The sequence below is a fragment of the Kitasatospora sp. NPDC051164 genome (genome assembly GCF_044455625.1).
In the GTDB taxonomy this organism is placed as follows: Bacteria; Actinomycetota; Actinomycetes; order Streptomycetales; family Streptomycetaceae; genus Kitasatospora.
The window spans coordinates 1-16,679 of the sequence record NZ_JBITFB010000040.1 but is presented as its reverse complement, the minus strand read 5'-3'; the positions used below and the strand labels follow the sequence as shown (position 1 = coordinate 16,679).

General features: G+C 72.4%; 13 protein-coding genes. 5 read left to right on the top strand and 8 right to left on the bottom strand.

The annotated features are described in order from the left end of the window. Nucleotides 1-202 precede the first annotated feature (202 nt). Nucleotides 203-832: a TetR/AcrR family transcriptional regulator gene (locus ACIBEC_RS40045; RefSeq protein WP_360504896.1), complete on the bottom strand. Its 630-nt coding sequence runs from the start codon at nucleotides 830-832 to the stop codon at nucleotides 203-205. Between the two features lie 123 nt (nucleotides 833-955). Between ACIBEC_RS40045 and ACIBEC_RS40040 the strand changes: the two genes are divergently transcribed. Next, entirely contained in the window at nucleotides 956-2,176 is a 1,221-nt protein-coding gene (locus ACIBEC_RS40040) for an amidohydrolase family protein (protein WP_360504894.1), read from the top strand. Nucleotides 2,177-2,341: 165 nt separating this feature from the next. Here ACIBEC_RS40040 and ACIBEC_RS40035 read toward each other — a convergent pair whose 3' ends face one another. The 5 genes from ACIBEC_RS40035 to mmuM form a co-directional block, all read right to left on the bottom strand. After that, nucleotides 2,342-3,937 (bottom strand): glycerol-3-phosphate dehydrogenase/oxidase, encoded by a 1,596-nt coding sequence (locus tag ACIBEC_RS40035; RefSeq protein WP_360504892.1) that lies wholly within the window; start codon nucleotides 3,935-3,937, stop codon nucleotides 2,342-2,344. A 174-nt stretch (nucleotides 3,938-4,111) separates the two neighbouring features. Next, entirely contained in the window at nucleotides 4,112-5,632 is a 1,521-nt protein-coding gene (gene glpK, locus ACIBEC_RS40030) for a glycerol kinase GlpK (protein ID WP_360504890.1), read from the bottom strand. Between the two features lie 109 nt (nucleotides 5,633-5,741). Beyond that, nucleotides 5,742-6,479, bottom strand: coding sequence for an MIP/aquaporin family protein (locus ACIBEC_RS40025; RefSeq protein ID WP_396290157.1), 738 nt, complete (start codon nucleotides 6,477-6,479; stop codon nucleotides 5,742-5,744). Nucleotides 6,480-6,765: 286 nt separating this feature from the next. Further along, nucleotides 6,766-7,530, bottom strand: coding sequence for an IclR family transcriptional regulator (locus ACIBEC_RS40020; protein ID WP_360504886.1), 765 nt, complete (start codon nucleotides 7,528-7,530; stop codon nucleotides 6,766-6,768). A 191-nt stretch (nucleotides 7,531-7,721) separates the two neighbouring features. Beyond that, nucleotides 7,722-8,666 (bottom strand): homocysteine S-methyltransferase, encoded by a 945-nt coding sequence (gene mmuM, locus ACIBEC_RS40015; protein WP_360504884.1) that lies wholly within the window; start codon nucleotides 8,664-8,666, stop codon nucleotides 7,722-7,724. Between the two features lie 195 nt (nucleotides 8,667-8,861). On the opposite strand from mmuM, the gene ACIBEC_RS40010 reads away from it, so the two are divergent. The 4 genes from ACIBEC_RS40010 to ACIBEC_RS39995 all read left to right on the top strand — a co-directional run bounded on the left by ACIBEC_RS40010 (nucleotide 8,862) and on the right by ACIBEC_RS39995 (nucleotide 13,871). Continuing rightward, a complete protein-coding gene (locus tag ACIBEC_RS40010; protein ID WP_360504882.1) occupies nucleotides 8,862-9,764 on the top strand; it encodes an NUDIX domain-containing protein in 903 nt (300 codons plus the stop codon). 90 nt (nucleotides 9,765-9,854) lie between these two features. Next, on the top strand, nucleotides 9,855-10,403 hold the full coding sequence (locus ACIBEC_RS40005; protein ID WP_360504880.1) for an NUDIX domain-containing protein: 549 nt from the start codon (nucleotides 9,855-9,857) through the stop codon (nucleotides 10,401-10,403). 45 nt (nucleotides 10,404-10,448) lie between these two features. After that, complete coding sequence (locus ACIBEC_RS40000) at nucleotides 10,449-12,569, top strand: acetoacetate--CoA ligase (RefSeq protein WP_396290155.1); 2,121 nt, start codon at nucleotides 10,449-10,451, stop codon at nucleotides 12,567-12,569. Nucleotides 12,570-12,845: 276 nt separating this feature from the next. Then, the gene (locus tag ACIBEC_RS39995) at nucleotides 12,846-13,871 is read left to right on the top strand and encodes an IS30 family transposase (protein WP_396290177.1); all 1,026 of its coding nucleotides are present in this window, start codon (nucleotides 12,846-12,848) and stop codon (nucleotides 13,869-13,871) included. A gap of 93 nt (nucleotides 13,872-13,964) precedes the next feature. On the opposite strand, the gene ptsP is transcribed toward ACIBEC_RS39995, so the two are convergent. Beyond that, nucleotides 13,965-15,635, bottom strand: coding sequence for a phosphoenolpyruvate--protein phosphotransferase (gene ptsP, locus ACIBEC_RS39990; protein WP_360504876.1), 1,671 nt, complete (start codon nucleotides 15,633-15,635; stop codon nucleotides 13,965-13,967). Between the two features lie 102 nt (nucleotides 15,636-15,737). Next, complete coding sequence (locus ACIBEC_RS39985) at nucleotides 15,738-16,187, bottom strand: PTS glucose transporter subunit IIA (RefSeq protein ID WP_360504874.1); 450 nt, start codon at nucleotides 16,185-16,187, stop codon at nucleotides 15,738-15,740. Nucleotides 16,188-16,679 lie beyond the last annotated feature (492 nt).

Below are 16,679 nucleotides of genomic sequence, written 5' to 3'. Positions count from 1 at the left end.
CAGGGCCTGAACGGTGCGCCACTCTCGGACAGTGGGATGCCGAGGAGAGCGATTCTCGCCGCACGGCCCCGGTCACGTCGATTCGGATCGACAGAACGTCAGGAACGTGCCAGCAGGTGCACGGTCGGCACCGTCCGTCGCAGGAAGGGCCCAGGCGGGCTACCGGCCCATCGAGGATCCACGTGGGACGCGAGCCCTCGGCTCAGCCTGATTGCCCCAGCAGCCCCGACAGCACCGCCGCCGTCGCCTCCAGCAGCTGCTCCGCGACCGCGCCGCCCGCCGCCGTACGGGCCAGCAGCCCCTCGCGCGCGGCGAGGATCACCGTAGCGGCCTGCCCGGCGCTCGCGCCCTCGGGTACCAGTTCCGGCAGCGCCCGCTCCAGGACGTCGGCCAGTGCCCGCGCGACCGTCCGGTCGTGCGCGGCGACCTGCTCGGCCAGCGCCTGCGTCCGGGCGGCGACCAGCCGGAACTCCAGGAACAGCAGGATCCACCCGGTCTCCGCGGGCTCGACCCGCAGCAGCGCCTCGACCAGCAGCCGGGCCCGATCCCGCGGTGCCAGCGCCTCGCAGGCGGCGGCGAGCTGCTCCAGCTCGGCCATCCGCTGCGCCGCCTGGTCGTCGAAGAGCGCCAGCAGCAGGTCCTCCTTGCTGCCGAAGTTCGAGTAGAAGGCGCCGCGGGTGTAGCCGGCGGCGGCACAGACGTCCTCGATGCTCGTCCGTGCGAAGCCGACGGTGAGGAACAGTTCGCCCGCCGCGGCCAGTAGCCGGGCCCGGGTGTGGACACGACGGCGAGGCGGTCGGGCAGCGGCGGCATCGGCCGGGGGTGGGTTCACAGGGGAACGATACATGGTGTATTCAGTACGAGTCGTATTCAATACGGGCCGTACTGAACTGCCGGTGCGAGCCGTACCGAACCGCGGGTGCCAGCCGCACCGAACCCGAGGGGGACCACCACCATGAGCCGACTGCTGATCACCAACGCCCACCTGCTCCACCCCGAGCACGGCACCCGCACCGACCGCGGCTGGCTGGAGACCGCCGACGGCCGGATCGCCGCCACCGGCACCGGCCGCCCGCCCGCCGCGAGCGACGGCGTCCGGGTGGTCGACGCCGCCGGCGGCACCGTCCTGCCCGGCCTGATCGACGCCCACGTCCACCTGCTGGTCACCACGCTCGACCTGCACGACGTCGCCGACTGGACCCCCGGTTACGCGACCGTCCGCGCCCTTGCCGAGGCCGGACGCATGCTGCGCCGCGGCTTCACCACCGTCCGCGACGTCGGCGGCGCCGACCACGGCATGGCCCGCGCCCTGGCCGAGGGCCTGGTGCCCGGCCCCCGACTGCTGCACGGCGGCAAGGCGCTGTCCCAGACCGGCGGCCACGGCGACCTGCGCCCGCTCGGCGACGACGCCCTGCCCTGCTGCGAATCCCGGCCGAACTTCGGCCGGATCGCCGACGGCGTGGACGCGGTACGGGCCGCCGCACGGGACGAGTTCCGCAAGGGCGCGCGCCACCTCAAGGTGCTGCTCTCCGGTGGCGTCGCCTCCCCGCACGACGAGATCGCCGCCGTCCAGTACAGCGAGGAGGAGATCCGCGCGGCGGTCGAGGAGGCGGAGAACCACAACCGCTACGTCACCGTGCACGCCTACCACCCGCGGGCGATCGACCGCGCCCTGCGGGCCGGGGTGCGCTGCGTCGAACACGGCAACCTGCTGGACGACGGCACGATCGCCCTGCTGCTGGAGAAGGACGCCTTCCTGGTCCCGACCCTGGTCGCCTACGAGCAGACCGCCAAGCTCGGCGCCGCCTCCGGCCTGCCGCCCGCCTCCGTCGGCAAGCTCGCCGAGGTCCGTGACCGGGGCCTCGACGCCCTGGAGCGGGCCCACCGGGCGGGCGTCAACCTCGTCTACGGCAGCGACCTGCTCGGCCCGCTGCACCCGGCCCAGCTGGAGGAGTTCACCCTGCGCGCCCAGGTCCAGCCGGTCGCGGACGTGCTCCGCTCGGCGACCACCACGGCGGCCCGACTGCTCGGCATGGCGGGGGAGATCGGCACCCTCGCCCCGGGCGCCCACGCCGACCTGCTCGTCGTCGACGGCGACCCGCTGGCCGACCTCACCGTCCTCACCCGCCCGGAGCGGCACCTCAAGCACGTGGTCAAGGCCGGCGCGGTCGTGTGAACACCCTGATCTGACAAAGCGAAGGGCGGGCGCCCGGGAAACCCCGAACGCCCGCCCGCCGTAAAGCTGTTGTTACTTGCCGACCCGCTTCGCGAGGCTGTGCTTACTTGGTCCCACGCTTCGCGAGGCTGTGCTTACTTGGTCCCACGCTTCGCGAGGCTGTGCTTACTTGGTCCCACGCTTCGCGAGGAAGGCCTCGACCTCGGCCTGGATCTCCGGCGTGTCCAGCCCGCGCACCGTCATCGTGGTGCGGCGGCGCAGCACGTCGTCCGCCGTGTACGCCCACTCGTTGTCCGCGGCGTACGCGACCTGCGCCCAGACGTCCGGCCCGTCCTCGTGGATCGGCCGGCCGAGCTCCGGGTTCTCGTCGATCATGCGGGCGATCTCGAAGGAGAGCGTGCCGTAGTGGCTGGCCAGGTGCTTGGCGACCAGCGGCTCCATCCGCGAGCCCGGCTCACGGTCGATCAGCAGGCGGTGCGCCACCGCGTTCGGCGCGCCGACGCCCGGCAGCGGGACGGTCGGGGCGATCGGGGACATGTCCTCGCCGAGGCTGGTGCCGGGCACGTGGGCCAGCTTCTCCAGCACGGCGCGGCCGATGTGCCGGTAGGTGGTCCACTTGCCGCCGGAGACCGACAGCATGCCGCCGCGGCCCTCGGTGACGACGGTCTCGCGCTTGGCGGCGGCGGTGTCGCCGGGGCCGCCGGGCAGCACGCGCAGGCCGGCGAAGGAGTAGGTGACCAGGTCGCGGTCGAGGTGCTCGTCGCGGATCGCGTGCGCGGCCTCGCCCATGATCTGGTCGATGTCCGCGTCGGTGGCCCGGACGTCCTTGGGGTCGCCGGTGTACTCCTCGTCGGTGGTGCCGAGGAGGACGTGGTCCTCCCACGGGATGGCGAAGGAGACGCGGTACTTGTCGATCGGGATGGTCAGCGCGGCGCGCCACGGCGAGCGGCGCTTGACCACGACGTGGGCGCCCTTGGAGAGGCGGATCGACGGCGCGGCGCCGGCGTCCTCCATCGTGCGCAGGTGGTCGACCCACGGGCCGGTGGCGTTGAGCACCAGGCGGGCGTTGATGCCGAACTCGCTGCCGTCCAGGCGGTCGCGGAGCTCGGCACCGGTGACCCGGCGGCCGGTGAAGCGCAGCCCGGTGACCTCGGCGTGGTTGAGCACCACGGCGCCGGCGTCGACCGCGGCGCGCACGGTCATCACGGCGACGCGCGAGTCGTTCATCTGGTGGTCGCCGTAGACGGCCACCGAGCGCAGGCCCTCGGTGCGCAGCGCGGGCACCTGCTGGGCGGCGTGCGCGGCGGTGGAGACCCGGCCCATGCCGTCGCGGAAGGCGGACAGCGCCGAGTAGAGGAAGACGCCGGCGCCGAGCTTGGCGGCGCCGTGCGGGCCGCCCTTGTAGACCGGCACGAAGAAGGTCAGCGGGTTGACCAGGTGCGGGGCGACGTCGGTGGAGAGCGCGCGGCGTTCCTTGTGGTTCTCCGCGACCAGCTTGACCGCGCCGGTCTGCAGGTAGCGCAGACCGCCGTGGACGAGCTTGGAGGAGGCGCTGGAGGTGGCACCGGCGAAGTCGCCGGCATCGACCATGGCGACCTTCAGGCCGGCCTGGGACGCGGTCCAGGCGACGGCCGTGCCGAGGATGCCGCCCCCGATCACCAGCAGGTCGTAGGTGGCCTTGCCGAGCAGTTCGCGGGTCTCGGCGCGGGAGGCGGTGCGGCCGGCGGTGCGCTCGGCGCCCAGGGTCGGGATGGTTGCCATGGTGGTTGTGTACGGCGCGCGGGTCGGGCGGCGCCGTTACTCCTCTCGTGTGCGGTGCGGCCTCTGCGGGAGAGGCCGGTCGGCCCGGTGCGGCGGGCCGGTGAAACACGGTGACGCCCGTTGCCGGAACAGCGGGCGGCCGGCCGGGGCACTGGGCCCCGACCGGCTGGTCGGTCAGTTGTTCTCTTCCTCCTCCACCCAGCCCATGGTGCGCTCCACGGCCTTGAGCCACTTCTTGTACTCACGCTCCCGGGTGGCCTCGTCCATGCGCGGGGTCCACTCGGCGGCGCGGTGCCAGTTGGCCCGCAGGGTGTCGAGGTCGTTCCAGAAGCCGACGGCGAGACCGGCCGCGTAGGCGGCACCGAGGGCGGTGGTCTCGGCCACGTACGGGCGCTCGACCGGGGCGTCCAGGACGTCGGCGATGTTCTGCATGAGCAGGTTGTTGCTGGTCATGCCGCCGTCGACCTTGAGGGCGGTGAGCTCGACCCCGGAGTCCTTCTGCATGGCGTCGACGACCTCGCGGGTCTGCCAGGCGGTGGCCTCCAGGACGGCCCGGGCCAGGTGGCCCTTGGTGACGTACCGGGTGAGGCCGGCGATCACACCGCGGGCGTCGGAGCGCCAGTACGGGGCGAACAGGCCGGAGAAGGCCGGGACGAAGTAGGCGCCGCCGTTGTCCTCGACCGTGTTGGCGAGGGTCTCGATCTCGGCGGCGGTGGAGATGATGCCGAGCTGGTCGCGCAGCCACTGGACGAGCGAGCCGGTGACGGCGATCGAGCCTTCCAGGGCGTACACCGGGGCCTGGTCGCCGATCCGGTAGCCGACGGTGGTCAGCAGGCCGTGGTACGAGTTGACGATCTTCTCGCCGGTGTTGAGCAGCAGGAAGGTACCGGTGCCGTAGGTGGACTTGGCCTCGCCCTCGTTGAAGCAGGTCTGGCCGAACAGAGCGGCCTGCTGGTCGCCGAGCGCGGAGGCGACCGGGACGCCGGCCAGGTCGCCGACGGCCTCGCCGTATACCTCGGCGGAGGAGCGGATCTCCGGGAGGACGGCCATCGGCACGCCCATCGACTCGGCGATGCTCTCGTCCCAGGCGAGCGTCTTCAGGTTCATCAGCATGGTGCGGCTGGCGTTGGTCACGTCGGTGACGTGCTTGCCGCCGTCGACACCGCCGGTGAGGTTCCAGATCACCCAGGTGTCCATGGTGCCGAACAGGATGTCGCCGGCCTCGGCGCGCTCGCGCAGGCCCTCGACGTTGTCCAGCAGCCAGCGGATCTTCGGGCCGGCGAAGTAGCTGGCCAGCGGGAGGCCGGTCTCGCGGCGGAAGCGGTCCTGGCCGACGTTGCGGCCCAGCTCGCGGCAGAGCCCCTCGGTGCGGGTGTCCTGCCACACCAGCGCGTTGTGCACCGGCTCACCGGTGTTCTTGTCCCACAGGACGGTGGTCTCGCGCTGGTTGGTGATGCCGATGGCGCGGATGTCGTCCTTGGTCAGTCCGGCCTTCTCCAGGGCACCGCGGACGACCGACTGCACCCGGGTCCAGATCTCGCTGGCGTCGTGCTCGACGTAGCCGGGCTGGGGGAAGATCTGCCGGTGCTCCTGCTGGTCGACGGAGACGATTCGGCCGTCGGCGCCGAAGATGATGCAGCGGCTGGAGGTGGTGCCCTGGTCGATCGCGGCGATGTAGTTACCGGTGGAGGTCATGGGAGGGTCCTCGGCTCGGGTTCGGGGTACGGGGTGGGTGGGCCTGACGCGCTTCTCGGTCAGTCCCCGTGTTCGGCGGGGTCGACACCGCTCTTGTGAAGAGGGGTCTTTAGAAGAGGGCGTTGTACAGGCCGCCGGCCGCGAGGCCGCCGATGATCGGTCCGACGACCGGGACCCAGGCGTACGACCAGTCCGAGCCGCCCTTCTTGGGGATCGGCAGCAGGGCGTGGGCGATGCGCGGGCCGAGGTCACGGGCCGGGTTGATCGCGTAGCCGGTCGGGCCGCCCAGCGAGAGGCCGATGCCGACGACGGTGAAGGCGACCATCAGGGTGCCGGTGCCGGACTGGGAGAGGCCGGAGTTGGTGCCGATGGTGAGGATCGCGAAGCAGAGCACGAAGGTGCCGATGACCTCGGTGAGCACGTTCTGGATCGGGTTCCGGATCTCGGGCCCGGTCGAGAAGATGCCGAGGGTGGGCTCCTCGTTGGCGTTGAACTGTCCGAGGTAGGTCGCCCAGACCAGCACGGCGCCGATGATCGCGCCGAGCAGCTGCGAGCCGAGGTAGAGCGGCACCTGGCTCCATTCGCCGCTCTTCACCGCGAGCGCGATGGTGACGGCCGGATTGAGGTGCGCGCCGGACTTCGGAGCCGACATGTAGGCGGCGATGAGGACCGCGAATCCCCAGCCGAAGGTGATCGCCAGCCAGCCGGCGTTGACGGCCTTCGACTTCTTGAGGGTCACGGCGGCGCAAACGCCACCGCCGAGGAGTATCAGGGCGGCGGTGCCGAGGGTTTCGCCGACGAATACGTCGCCGTTGGAGAACGCGGACACAAAGACTCCCTTGTCCATATGGCCCGGAGGTGTGGGTGGGGGTGGGCGGCCGGTCGATCGCTGTGTGGGTGAGCGCACTGGGGGAGTGATCTCCCCGGCCATCGTTCGACAATGTCGACCGTCATGCGGAAGCTTCCTCCCCAGGTCGCCCCCACGTCAAGGCGGGGTTACGCAGCTGTGACCCTTACCTCGGCCCGCTCCCCGAAGTTACCGAGCGGAGCGCCCCGAAACAGGACAAAACGGCCAAGGCGCGGACAGGCCTACCGCCCGTCCGCGCCTCAGCGTGACGATGTGAACGCTTTTCTCAGAACCGCCCGGCACCCAGATCGCGCGAGATCGCGCGCGCCGCGCTGCGTACCGAGGCCACCAGCGAGGGCCTCACGAAGCCGTCCTCGCAGACCCGCTCCACCGGCCCGCTGATGCACACCGCGCCCACCGGGTTGCGCCGCCGGTCCTGGATCAGCGCGCCGATCGAGGCCACGCCCTCCCAGGTCTCCTCGACCGCGTCGGCCCAGCCGCGCTCGCGGATCAGCGCGCACTCGGCGTCCACGTCGGCGGCCTCGGTGAGCGTGCGCATGGTGTACGACTCGTACGGACCGTCGCCCAACTCCCCACGTGCGACCGGGTCGTAGGCCAGCAGCATCTTGCCGAGCGCGGTGCTGTGCAGCGGCTGCATCGAGCCGACCTCCAGCACCTGGCGGGTGTCGTCCGGCCGGAACACGTGGTGCACGATCAGCACGCCCTGCTGGTGCAGCACCCCCAGGTAGACCGTTTCCCCGGCCGCCCGGGCCAGGTCGTCCGCCCACACCAGGGCCCGCGCCCGCAGCTCGTGCACGTCCAGATAGCTCTGCCCCAGCCGCAGCAGCTCCGCGCCCAGCTGGTACTTGCCGCTCTCCGGGTCCTGCTCGACGAACCCCTCCTGCTGCAGCGTGCGCAGGATGCCGTGCGCGGTGCCCTTGGCGAGGCCCAGCGCCGTCGAGACCTCGGACAGGCCGAGGCGGCGCTCGCCGCCGGCCAGCAGGCGCATGATCGCGGCGGCCCGGGAAAGCGACTGGATCGGGCCGGGCATGGATACCTCCGCGCTGACAGGCGGTCGACAATGTCGACCGCAGTGGTGACGGGACGAGTCTGCCAGGCCGTACTGGCTCCGTGCACCTTCCCCCTCGGTAACCGGTCCCCGGCCGGGTGCCAGGGGCCGGAATCGCGGGCCCCTGCGGTGCTCGGGCTCCCGCGATTCTCCGGCCTCACTCCGGCCGGGTCTCAGCCTTCCATGTCGTTCGACGGACCCCGGCGCACCGCCACCTCCGCCGCGAGCGCCGCGATCCCGTCCGGCCCGACCCGGCAGCAGCCGCCCACCAGCCGGGCCCCGTCCGCGAGCCAGCCGCCCACCCGGGCCGAGCGGAAGGTCGCCTCCCCGTGCCAGCCACGGCGCCCGGCGTCCCACTCCTCCCCACTGTTCGGGTAGACCACCACCGGCTTCCCGGTCACCTCGGCGGCCAGCGCCACCGCCCGGTCCGCGTCCTGTGGCGTACAGCAGTTGACGCCCACCGCCAGCACCTCGTCCACCTCCGCCGCGAGCGCGAACGCCTCCGCGAGCGGCTGCCCGGCCCGGGTCCGGTCCCCCTCGACGCTGTACGACAGCCAGGCCGGCACCCCCAGCCCGCGCACCAGCTCCAGCAGCGCCCGGGCCTCGTCCGCGTCCGGCACCGTCTCCAACGCCAGCACGTCCGGCCGGGCCGCCGCCAGCACCTCCAGCCGCGGCCGGTGGAAGGCCACCAACTCCGCGACGCCCAGCCCGTACCGGCCCCGGTACTCCGAACCGTCCGCCAGCACCGCCCCGTACGGGCCCACCGACGCCGCCACCCAGCGCCGCCGCCTGCCGGGCTCGGCCCGCGCCGCCTCCCGGGCCAGCTCCACGCTGCTCGCCAGCAGCCGCGCGGCCTGTGCCCGGCCGACGCCGCGACGGGCGAAGCCCTCGAAGCTCGCCTGGTAGCTCGCCGTGATGGCGACGTCCGCGCCGGCCTCGAAGTACGCCCGGTGCGCCGCCACCACCGCCCCCGGGTCGTCCGCCAGCAGCCGCGCCGACCAGAGCTCGTCCGACAGGTCGTGCCCCGCCGCCGCCAACTGGTTCGACATCCCACCGTCCAGCACCAGCGGACCGGCGGCCAGCGCCGTGGCGAAGTCCGGCGGGGGAGCAGTGGGCATGTCGGCCTCCTCTGACGCGGTCGTTGCTGGTCACAGCCTAGAAGGCCGGCGCCCCGGCCGACCGGGAAAGCATTTGCCGCCGGGGAACCCGGATCGCTACGTTGTGCTCAGCCCGAGAACGACAGCACCTGAGCAGCAGCACCTGACAACACTGAAGACAAGAGCGAGCACCGCGAGCACGGAGAGGAACCGGCGATGGCGGCGGACGACCGGCCCGGCACCGGGCCCGAGGCCGAGCAGGAGTGGCTCGCCGCGTACGACCCGCGCGCCTACGCCCCGATCGCCGTCACGGTCGACGTGGTGGCCCTGACCCTGCGCCACGGCAGCCTGCACGTCCTGCTCGTCGAGCGCGGCGCCCCGCCCTACCAGGGCTGCTGGGCGCTGCCCGGCGGCTTCCTGCGGGCCGGTGAGGAGAGCCTGGACGAGGCCGCCGCCCGCGAACTCGCCGAGGAGACGGGCCTGCAGGGCGCCGCCGACGCCGAGGCCAAGCTCTGCCGCTTCCACCTCGAGCAGCTCGGCACCTACGGCGCCCCCGACCGTGATCCGCGGATGCACGTCGTCTCCGTCGCCTACCTCGCCTTCGCACCGGACCTCCCCGACCCCCAGGCCGGGACGGACGCCGCGGCCGCCGCCTGGCACCCCGTCCGCGACCTGGACCTCCGGCCCAGCGGCCGGTCCCGAGCCGCCGGTGCGCCCGCCGACACCCACGGGGGTGGCGTCGACGGGCGCACCGGCCCCACTGCGCTCACGCTGGCCTTCGACCACGCCCGGATCCTCGCCGACGGGCTCGACCGGGTGCGTGCCAAGCTCGAGTACAGCCCGCTGGCCACCGCCTTCCTGCCCCACGACTTCACCATCCCGGACCTGCGCGCCGTCTACGAGGCGGTCTGGGACGAGAAGCTCCACCCCGGCAACTTCCACCGCAAGGTCCTCTCCGTCCCCGGCTTCGTCGAGAGCACCGGCACCACCACCGAGCGCGGCGGCGCCCGCGGCGGCCCCCGCGCCCGCACCTACCACGCCGGCGGCGCAGGCCTGCTGCACCCCGCCCTGCTCCGTCCCACCCGCGAGGACCCGCCCGGCGACGCCGGGCCGCACTGATCACCCGCTCGCCTGATCACCTGCTGGCCCGCCGGTCTGATCACCGAAGACCCGGGGACCCGGTCACGCTACCGGGGCTACCATCCGGCCATGACGACTGACGAAGCGACCCAGGCCGTCCACCGGCCGTTCTCCCACTGCCACTTCTGCGGTACGCCGTACCCGGCCGGCACCCGGGCCTGGCCCCGCACCTGCCCGGGCTGCACCGAGATCAGCTACCGCAACCCGCTGCCCGTCGCGGTCACCGTCCTCCCCGTCAGCCGGCCCCACGCCGACCCCGCCCTGGTCGTCATCCGCCGCACCATCGAACCCGGCTACGGCGAACTCGCCTTCCCCGGCGGCTACATGGACTACGGCGAGAGCTGGCAGCAGGCCTGCGTCCGCGAACTGCAGGAGGAGACCGGCATCGCGGCCGACCCCACCGAGGTCACCCTGATCCACACCGCCTCCGACCCCTACGGCCGCTTCGTGATGCTCTGCGGCCTGCTCCCCGCCCGCCCGCTCGCCGAGCTCCCGCCCTCGCGCCCCACCGACGAGACCGACGGCTGGCTGCTCGCCACCGCCGACACCGCGCTCGTCTGGGACTTCCACAACGGGGTCCTGAGCCGCTGGTTCAGCGGCGAGTTCGCCCCCCGCTGACCTCCCCGCCGCTCGGCGGCCGACCCTGGCGCGACGGCCGCGCACATGGCATGGTCTGCACCGACAGCCCAACCGGACGGGTCTGCCACAAGCTCTCCCGTCCCCACCACCGGCCGGGAGACCACCACCGTGAGCACCCCATCCCAGGACCAGCCGCTCTGGCGCCCCAACCCCGCTCGCGCCGCCGCCACCAGCCTGGTGGCCTTCCAGGCCTGGGCCGCCGAACACCACGGCGCCCCGGCCGCCGCGCTCGCCCCGGCCGCCGACGACCAGCAGGCCGCCCAGCGCTACGCCGACCTGCACACCTGGTCCACCGAGGACCTCGAGCGGTTCTGGACCGCGGTCACCCAGTGGTTCGACGTCCGCTTCACCCAGGCCCCCGAGGCCGTCCTCGCCGACCCGGCCATGCCGGGCGCCCGCTGGTTCCCCGGCGCCCGCCTCAACTACGCCGAGCACGCCCTGCGCGCCGCCGAGCCCGGCCCCGACGGTGAGAAGAGCGCCAACGCCGACCGCCCCGCGATCCTCCACCTCGACGAGACCACCGAGCAGCCCGTCGCCCTCACCTGGTCCGAACTCCGCCGCCAGGTCGGCTCCCTCGCCGCCGCCCTGCGCGCCCAGGGCATCGGCCCCGGCGACCGCGTCAGCGCCTACCTGCCCAACATCCCGCAGGCCGCCGTCGCCCTCCTCGCCACCGCGGCCGTCGGCGCGATCTGGACCAGCTGCGCCCCCGACTTCGGCGCCCGCAGCGTCCTGGACCGCCTCCAGCAGATCGAACCCGCCGTCCTCTTCGCCATCGACGGCTACCACTACGGCGGCAAGGACCACGACCGCACCGAGGTCGTCGCCGAGCTGCGCCGCGAGCTCCCCAGCCTGCGCACCGTCGTCCACATCCCGCTGCTCGGCGCCCCCGCCCCCGAGGGTGCCCTGACCTGGGACGACCTGGTCTCCGACGACGTCGAGCCAGTCTTCGAGCCGGTCCCCTTCGACCACCCGCTCTGGGTCCTCTACTCCTCCGGCACCACCGGGCTGCCCAAGGCCATCGTCCAGAGCCAGGGCGGCATCCTGCTCGAACACCTCAAGCAGGCCGGCCTCCACCTCGACCTCGGCCCCCAGGACCGCTTCCTCTGGTACACCTCCACCGGCTGGATGATGTGGAACTTCCTGCTGGCCGGCCTCCTCGTCGGGTCCACGATCGTCACCTACGACGGCAGCCCCGGCCACCCCGACACCGGCGCCCTCTGGTCCGTCGCCGCCCGCACCGGCGCCACAGTCCTCGGAACCTCCGCCGCCTACGTGATCGCCAGCCGCAAGGCCGAGCTCCACCCCGGCCGCGACCTTGACCTCTCCGCCGTGCGCTGCATCGGCACCACCGGCTCCCCGCTGCCCCCCGACGGCTTCCGCTGGATCTACGACGAGGTCAAGGAGGACGTCTGGCTCGCCTCCGTCAGCGGCGGCACCGACGTCTGCTCCTGCTTCGTCGGCGGCGTCCCCACCCTCCCGGTGTACCTCGGCGAGATCCAGGCCCCCTGCCTCGGCGCCGCCGTCGAGTCCTGGGACGTCCAGGGCAAGCCGCTCACCGACGCGGTCGGCGAACTCGTCGTCACCAAGCCGATCCCGTCCATGCCCACCGGCTTCTGGAACGACCCCGAGGGCACCCGGTACCACGACAGCTACTTCGACATGTACCCCGGCATCTGGCGCCACGGCGACTGGATCACCGTCACCTCCCGGGGCACCGTCGTCATCCACGGCCGCTCCGACTCCACCCTCAACCGTCAGGGCGTCCGGATGGGCTCTTCGGACATCTACGAGGTGGTCGAGCGCCTCCCCGAGATCGCCGAGTCCCTGGTCATCGGCCTGGAGGAACCCGACGGCGGCTACTGGATGCCGCTGTTCGTCGTCCTCGCCCCCGGCGCCGAACTGAACGACGACCTCATCGGCCGCATCCGCACCTCGCTGCGCACCGAACTCTCCCCGCGCCACGTCCCCGACGAGGTCATCGCCGTCCGCGGCCTCCCGCACACCCTCACCGGCAAGCGGATCGAGGTCCCGGTCAAGCGCATCCTCTCCGGCACCCCGCTGGAGCAGGCCGTCAACCCCGGCTCCGTCGACAACATCGAGCACCTGCGCTTCTTCGAGCGGCTCCGCATCGACCGCCGGGCCTGACCTCCCCGACGCACACGAAAGGGGCGCCCCCACCGCGACTTGGGTTCTAGGAGTCGTTGCAACACCCCAGCTCAGGGGATGCATTGGACTTCGAGATCCGGGCGGACCGGACCCCTCAGGGCCCGCGGAAGCTGACCCGGGAACGGGCGGCATACTTCCGGCTCATGCAGCAGGGCTACGGCAACAAGGAGGCCTGCCGGATCGTCGGCATCGACGTTCGGACCGGCCAGAAGTGGCGAAACGGGGCGCAAGCCCACCGGGACGCAAAGGACGGCTCTGCTACCGCTACGCGCGGTAGCAGAGCCGTCCGGTCCGTCCCGGTACCTGCGCGAGGGCGAGCGGATCCACATCGCCGACCGGCTTCGGGAGAAGGCCACCGTCCGGGCGATCGCGGCCGAGCTGGGCCGCAGCCCGTCCACGGTCAGTCGGGAGATCCGGCGCAACTGCCATCCGGACAGTGGGAGTTACCGGCCGCATGCCGCGCAGGCCCGCGCCGATCAGCGTCGGCCCCGGCCCAAGCCGGCCAAGATCGCCCGGAACCTCCACCTGCGCGACTTCATCCAGGCCCACCTCGACCGCAAGTGGAGCCCGGAGCAGATCTGCCAGGCTCTACGGGACGCCTTCCCCGAACGGCCGGAGATGCACGTGGCCCATGAAACGGTCTACCAGGCCCTCTACATCCAGGGCCGGGGCGAGCTCCGCCGCGAGCTGGCCGGCGCCCTGCGCACCGGCCGCGCCCGCCGCGTCCCGCACCGCCAGGCCGCCGTCCGCCGGCCGCGTTTCATCGACTCGATGATCATGATCAGTGAACGTCCCGCCGAGGTCGAGGACCGGGCGGTTCCCGGGCACTGGGAGGGCGATCTGATCATCGGCAAGGACGGCGCCTCCGCGATCGGCACACTGGTCGAGCGCGCCACCCGCTACGCGATACTCCTGCACCTGCCCAACGGCCGCACCGCCGAACAGGTCCGTGACGCCCTCGTGGAGACCGTGCGGACCCTGCCCACGCACCTGGTGCGCTCGCTTACCTGGGACCAGGGCGCTGAAATGGCCGCCCACGGTGCTTTCACCGTCGCCACCGGCGTCCCGGTCTACTTCTGCGACCCGGCCAGTCCCTGGCAGCGCGGCTCCAACGAGAACACCAACGGCCTGCTGCGGCAGTACTTCCCCAAGGGCACCGACCTGTCCGTCCACACCCCGGAGCACCTCACAGCGGCCGCCGCCGAGCTCAACGGCCGCCCACGCAAAACGCTCGGCTGGGAAACCCCAGCCGAGCGTCTGCATAAACTCATCGCGGCCTAGACAACCGACCACGTGTTGCGACGACCGCTAGAAACCGCCCTTGGTCCTGACGCCCCTTCTCGTGTTCTCGCCTTCAGCGCTGTTATTCGGCCCTTACTCGCCGGACAGCACCTGCTGCGCCGCGACCCGCGCCTCCTCGGCGCTGTCCGCGGCCCGGGCCGCCTCGGCCGCCCGGCGACACTGCGCCAGCGTGTACTTGGCCAGCGCCGTCCGCACGTACGGGATCGACGCGGAGCCCATCGAGAGGCTGGTGACGCCCAGACCGGTCAGCACCACGGCCAGCAGCGGGTCGGAGGCCGCCTCGCCGCAGACGCCGCAGCTCTTGCCGCTCGCCCGCGCGGCGTCGGCCGCCGCGGCGATCAGGTCCAGCAGCGCCGGCTGCCACGGGTCCTGCAGCCGCGCCAGGGCACCGACCTGGCGGTCGGCCGCGAAGGTGTACTGCGCCAGGTCGTTGGTCCCCAGGGACAGGAACTCGACCTCCTGAAGGATCGACCTGGCCCGCAGCGCGGCCGAGGGGATCTCCACCATCGCACCGAACTTGGCGTCCAGCCCGGCCTCACGGCACGCGGTCGCGAAGTCCTTGGCGTCCTGGCGGTCGGCCACCATCGGCGCCATCACCTCCAGGTGCACCGGCAGACCCGCGGCTGCCGTGGCCAGCGCCCGCAGCTGGGTGCGCAGCACCTCGGGGTGCTCCAGCAGGGTACGGAGACCGCGTACGCCGAGCGCCGGGTTCGGCTCGTCGGCCGGAGTCAGGAAGTCCAGCGGCTTGTCCGCGCCCGCGTCGAGCACCCGGACCACGACCCGGCCCTCGGGGAAGGCCTCCAGCACCTTGCGGTACGCCTCGACCTGCTTCTCCTCGCCGGGAGCCTTCGCCGAGTCGTCCAGGAACAGGAACTCGGTACGGAACAGGCCGACCCCCTCGGCGCCGTTCTCCAGCGCGGCCGGCACGTCCGCCGGGCCACCCACGTTGGCGAGCAGCGGGATGCGGTGCCCGTCCGAGGTCTGCCCCGGACCGGAGGAAGCGGCCAGCGCGGCCTTGCGCTCGGCGGCGATCGCCCGCAGCTCGTCCTGCCTCTCCTGCGACGGCTCCAGCAGCACATCGCCCGAGCTGCCGTCCACCGCGACGACGGTGCCCTCGGCGATGTCGGTCGCACCGGGCAGCGCCACGACGGCCGGCACGCCCATCGCCCGCGCCAGGATGGCGCTGTGGCTGGTCGGCCCGCCCTCCTCGGTCACGAAGCCGAGCACCAGCGTCGGGTCCAGCAGCGCGGTGTCGGCCGGCGCCAGGTCCCGCGCGAACAGCACGTACGGCTCGTCGCTGTCCGGCACACCCGGCATCGGCACCCCGAGCAGCCGGGCCACGATCCGGTTCCGCACGTCGTCCAGGTCGGCGACCCGCCCGGCCAGGTACTCCCCGGCGGAGGCGAGCAGCGCGCGGTAGGCGGCGAAGGCGTCGTACACACCGCGCTCGGCACTGCTGCCGACGGCGATCCGGCGGGACACGTCGGCCATCAGCTCGGGGTCCTGCGCCATCAGCGCCTGGGCCTCGAGGACGGCCTGCGCCTCGCCGCCCGCCAGGTTGCCGCGCGCGATCAGGTCGGCGGCGACTGCCTCCACGGCGGCCTGGGCGCGTGCCTGCTCCCGCGGGGCGTCCTCGGTCGGGATCTGGGTGGCCGGGGGTTCCAGAACCGCCGTCCCCATGTGCCGCACCTGGCCGATCGCGACCCCGTGGCTGACACCCACGCCGCGCAGTGTCTTCTCCATCTACCTGTCTCCGCTGAGAGGAGCGGCCCCGCCGGGAACCGCTGAGTGCCGGGCCGCCCCGTCACTTCCTGCGGGGCGGGTGTGTATCGGTGGCCGAGAGGGTCAGCTCCAGCTGAACAGCGGCTCGCCGGAGACGGCCTCGCCGTCCTCCCGCAGGTCGCCGAGCGAGTCCGGGGTGGCCTCCAGCGCGACGATCGGCGAGATCGGCGACTTGCCGGCGGCCTCGACGGCGGACGGGTCCCACTTGATGACGGCCTGGCCGCGGGTCACCGTGTCGCCCTTGGTGACGAGCAGCTCGAAGCCCTCGCCGTTGAGCTGGACGGTGTCGATCCCGAGGTGGGTCAGCACACCGTGGCCCTCTGCGTCCACGACGACGAAGGCGTGCGGGTGCATGGAGACGACGACGCCGTCCACCGGAGAGAGCGCCTCGGTGGGCCGACGAACCGGGTCGATCGCGGTACCGGGGCCGACCATCGCGCCCGAGAACACCGGGTCCGGCACGCCGGCGAGCCCGACGACCTTGCCGGTCAGCGGCGACGTCACAGTGGTCATGGTGGTGCCTCCCAAGGGCGCAGTACAGCGAGCGGCCGCGAGGAGCGGCGCGACGATCAGCTGAAGCCTAAATCATGTCAACTTCGGACATCTGTCAACATTCCCGGGCGAAAACCCCGCCCCCGCCCGCCTGTCGGCGGGCGTCTCGCCAGCCCGCGAGTGGTCTAGTCCTCTCGGCCGATGTGCCGAACTCTACAGGCATCTTGGCGAATCGGGACCATTGCTGTATATGCTCGCGAGAGCAACAAATCATGCCGCCGACCGGGTGACACCGGGCGCGCCTCGATTCGCACTCCGGTCACCGACCCGCTATGGTTGGTCGAGTCGCCACAACTTGGCGGTTAACACCAGATTTCAGATGCGAAAAGCCCCGGTAAACGGAGCGGAAAACATCTGGTAAGCTGGGAACACGAAAGAACGAAGCCCGGAGGGTCCGCTGGAAGGCGGTCCGAAGGAAGCGTCCGTTCCTTGAGAACTCAACAGCGTGCCAAA

Coding starts and splice junctions, on each gene's coding strand:
- ACIBEC_RS40040 (WP_360504894.1), top strand. CDS start 956: ATGAGCCGACTGCTGATCACCAACGCCCACCTGCTCCACCCCGAGCAC.
- ACIBEC_RS40035 (WP_360504892.1), bottom strand. CDS start 3,937: ATGGCAACCATCCCGACCCTGGGCGCCGAGCGCACCGCCGGCCGCACC.
- glpK (WP_360504890.1), bottom strand. CDS start 5,632: ATGACCTCCACCGGTAACTACATCGCCGCGATCGACCAGGGCACCACC.
- ACIBEC_RS40025 (WP_396290157.1), bottom strand. CDS start 6,479: ATGGACAAGGGAGTCTTTGTGTCCGCGTTCTCCAACGGCGACGTATTC.
- ACIBEC_RS40020 (WP_360504886.1), bottom strand. CDS start 7,530: ATGCCCGGCCCGATCCAGTCGCTTTCCCGGGCCGCCGCGATCATGCGC.
- mmuM (WP_360504884.1), bottom strand. CDS start 8,666: ATGCCCACTGCTCCCCCGCCGGACTTCGCCACGGCGCTGGCCGCCGGT.
- ACIBEC_RS40010 (WP_360504882.1), top strand. CDS start 8,862: ATGGCGGCGGACGACCGGCCCGGCACCGGGCCCGAGGCCGAGCAGGAG.
- ACIBEC_RS40005 (WP_360504880.1), top strand. CDS start 9,855: ATGACGACTGACGAAGCGACCCAGGCCGTCCACCGGCCGTTCTCCCAC.
- ACIBEC_RS40000 (WP_396290155.1), top strand. CDS start 10,449: ATGGCATGGTCTGCACCGACAGCCCAACCGGACGGGTCTGCCACAAGC.
- ptsP (WP_360504876.1), bottom strand. CDS start 15,635: ATGGAGAAGACACTGCGCGGCGTGGGTGTCAGCCACGGGGTCGCGATC.
- ACIBEC_RS39985 (WP_360504874.1), bottom strand. CDS start 16,187: ATGACCACTGTGACGTCGCCGCTGACCGGCAAGGTCGTCGGGCTCGCC.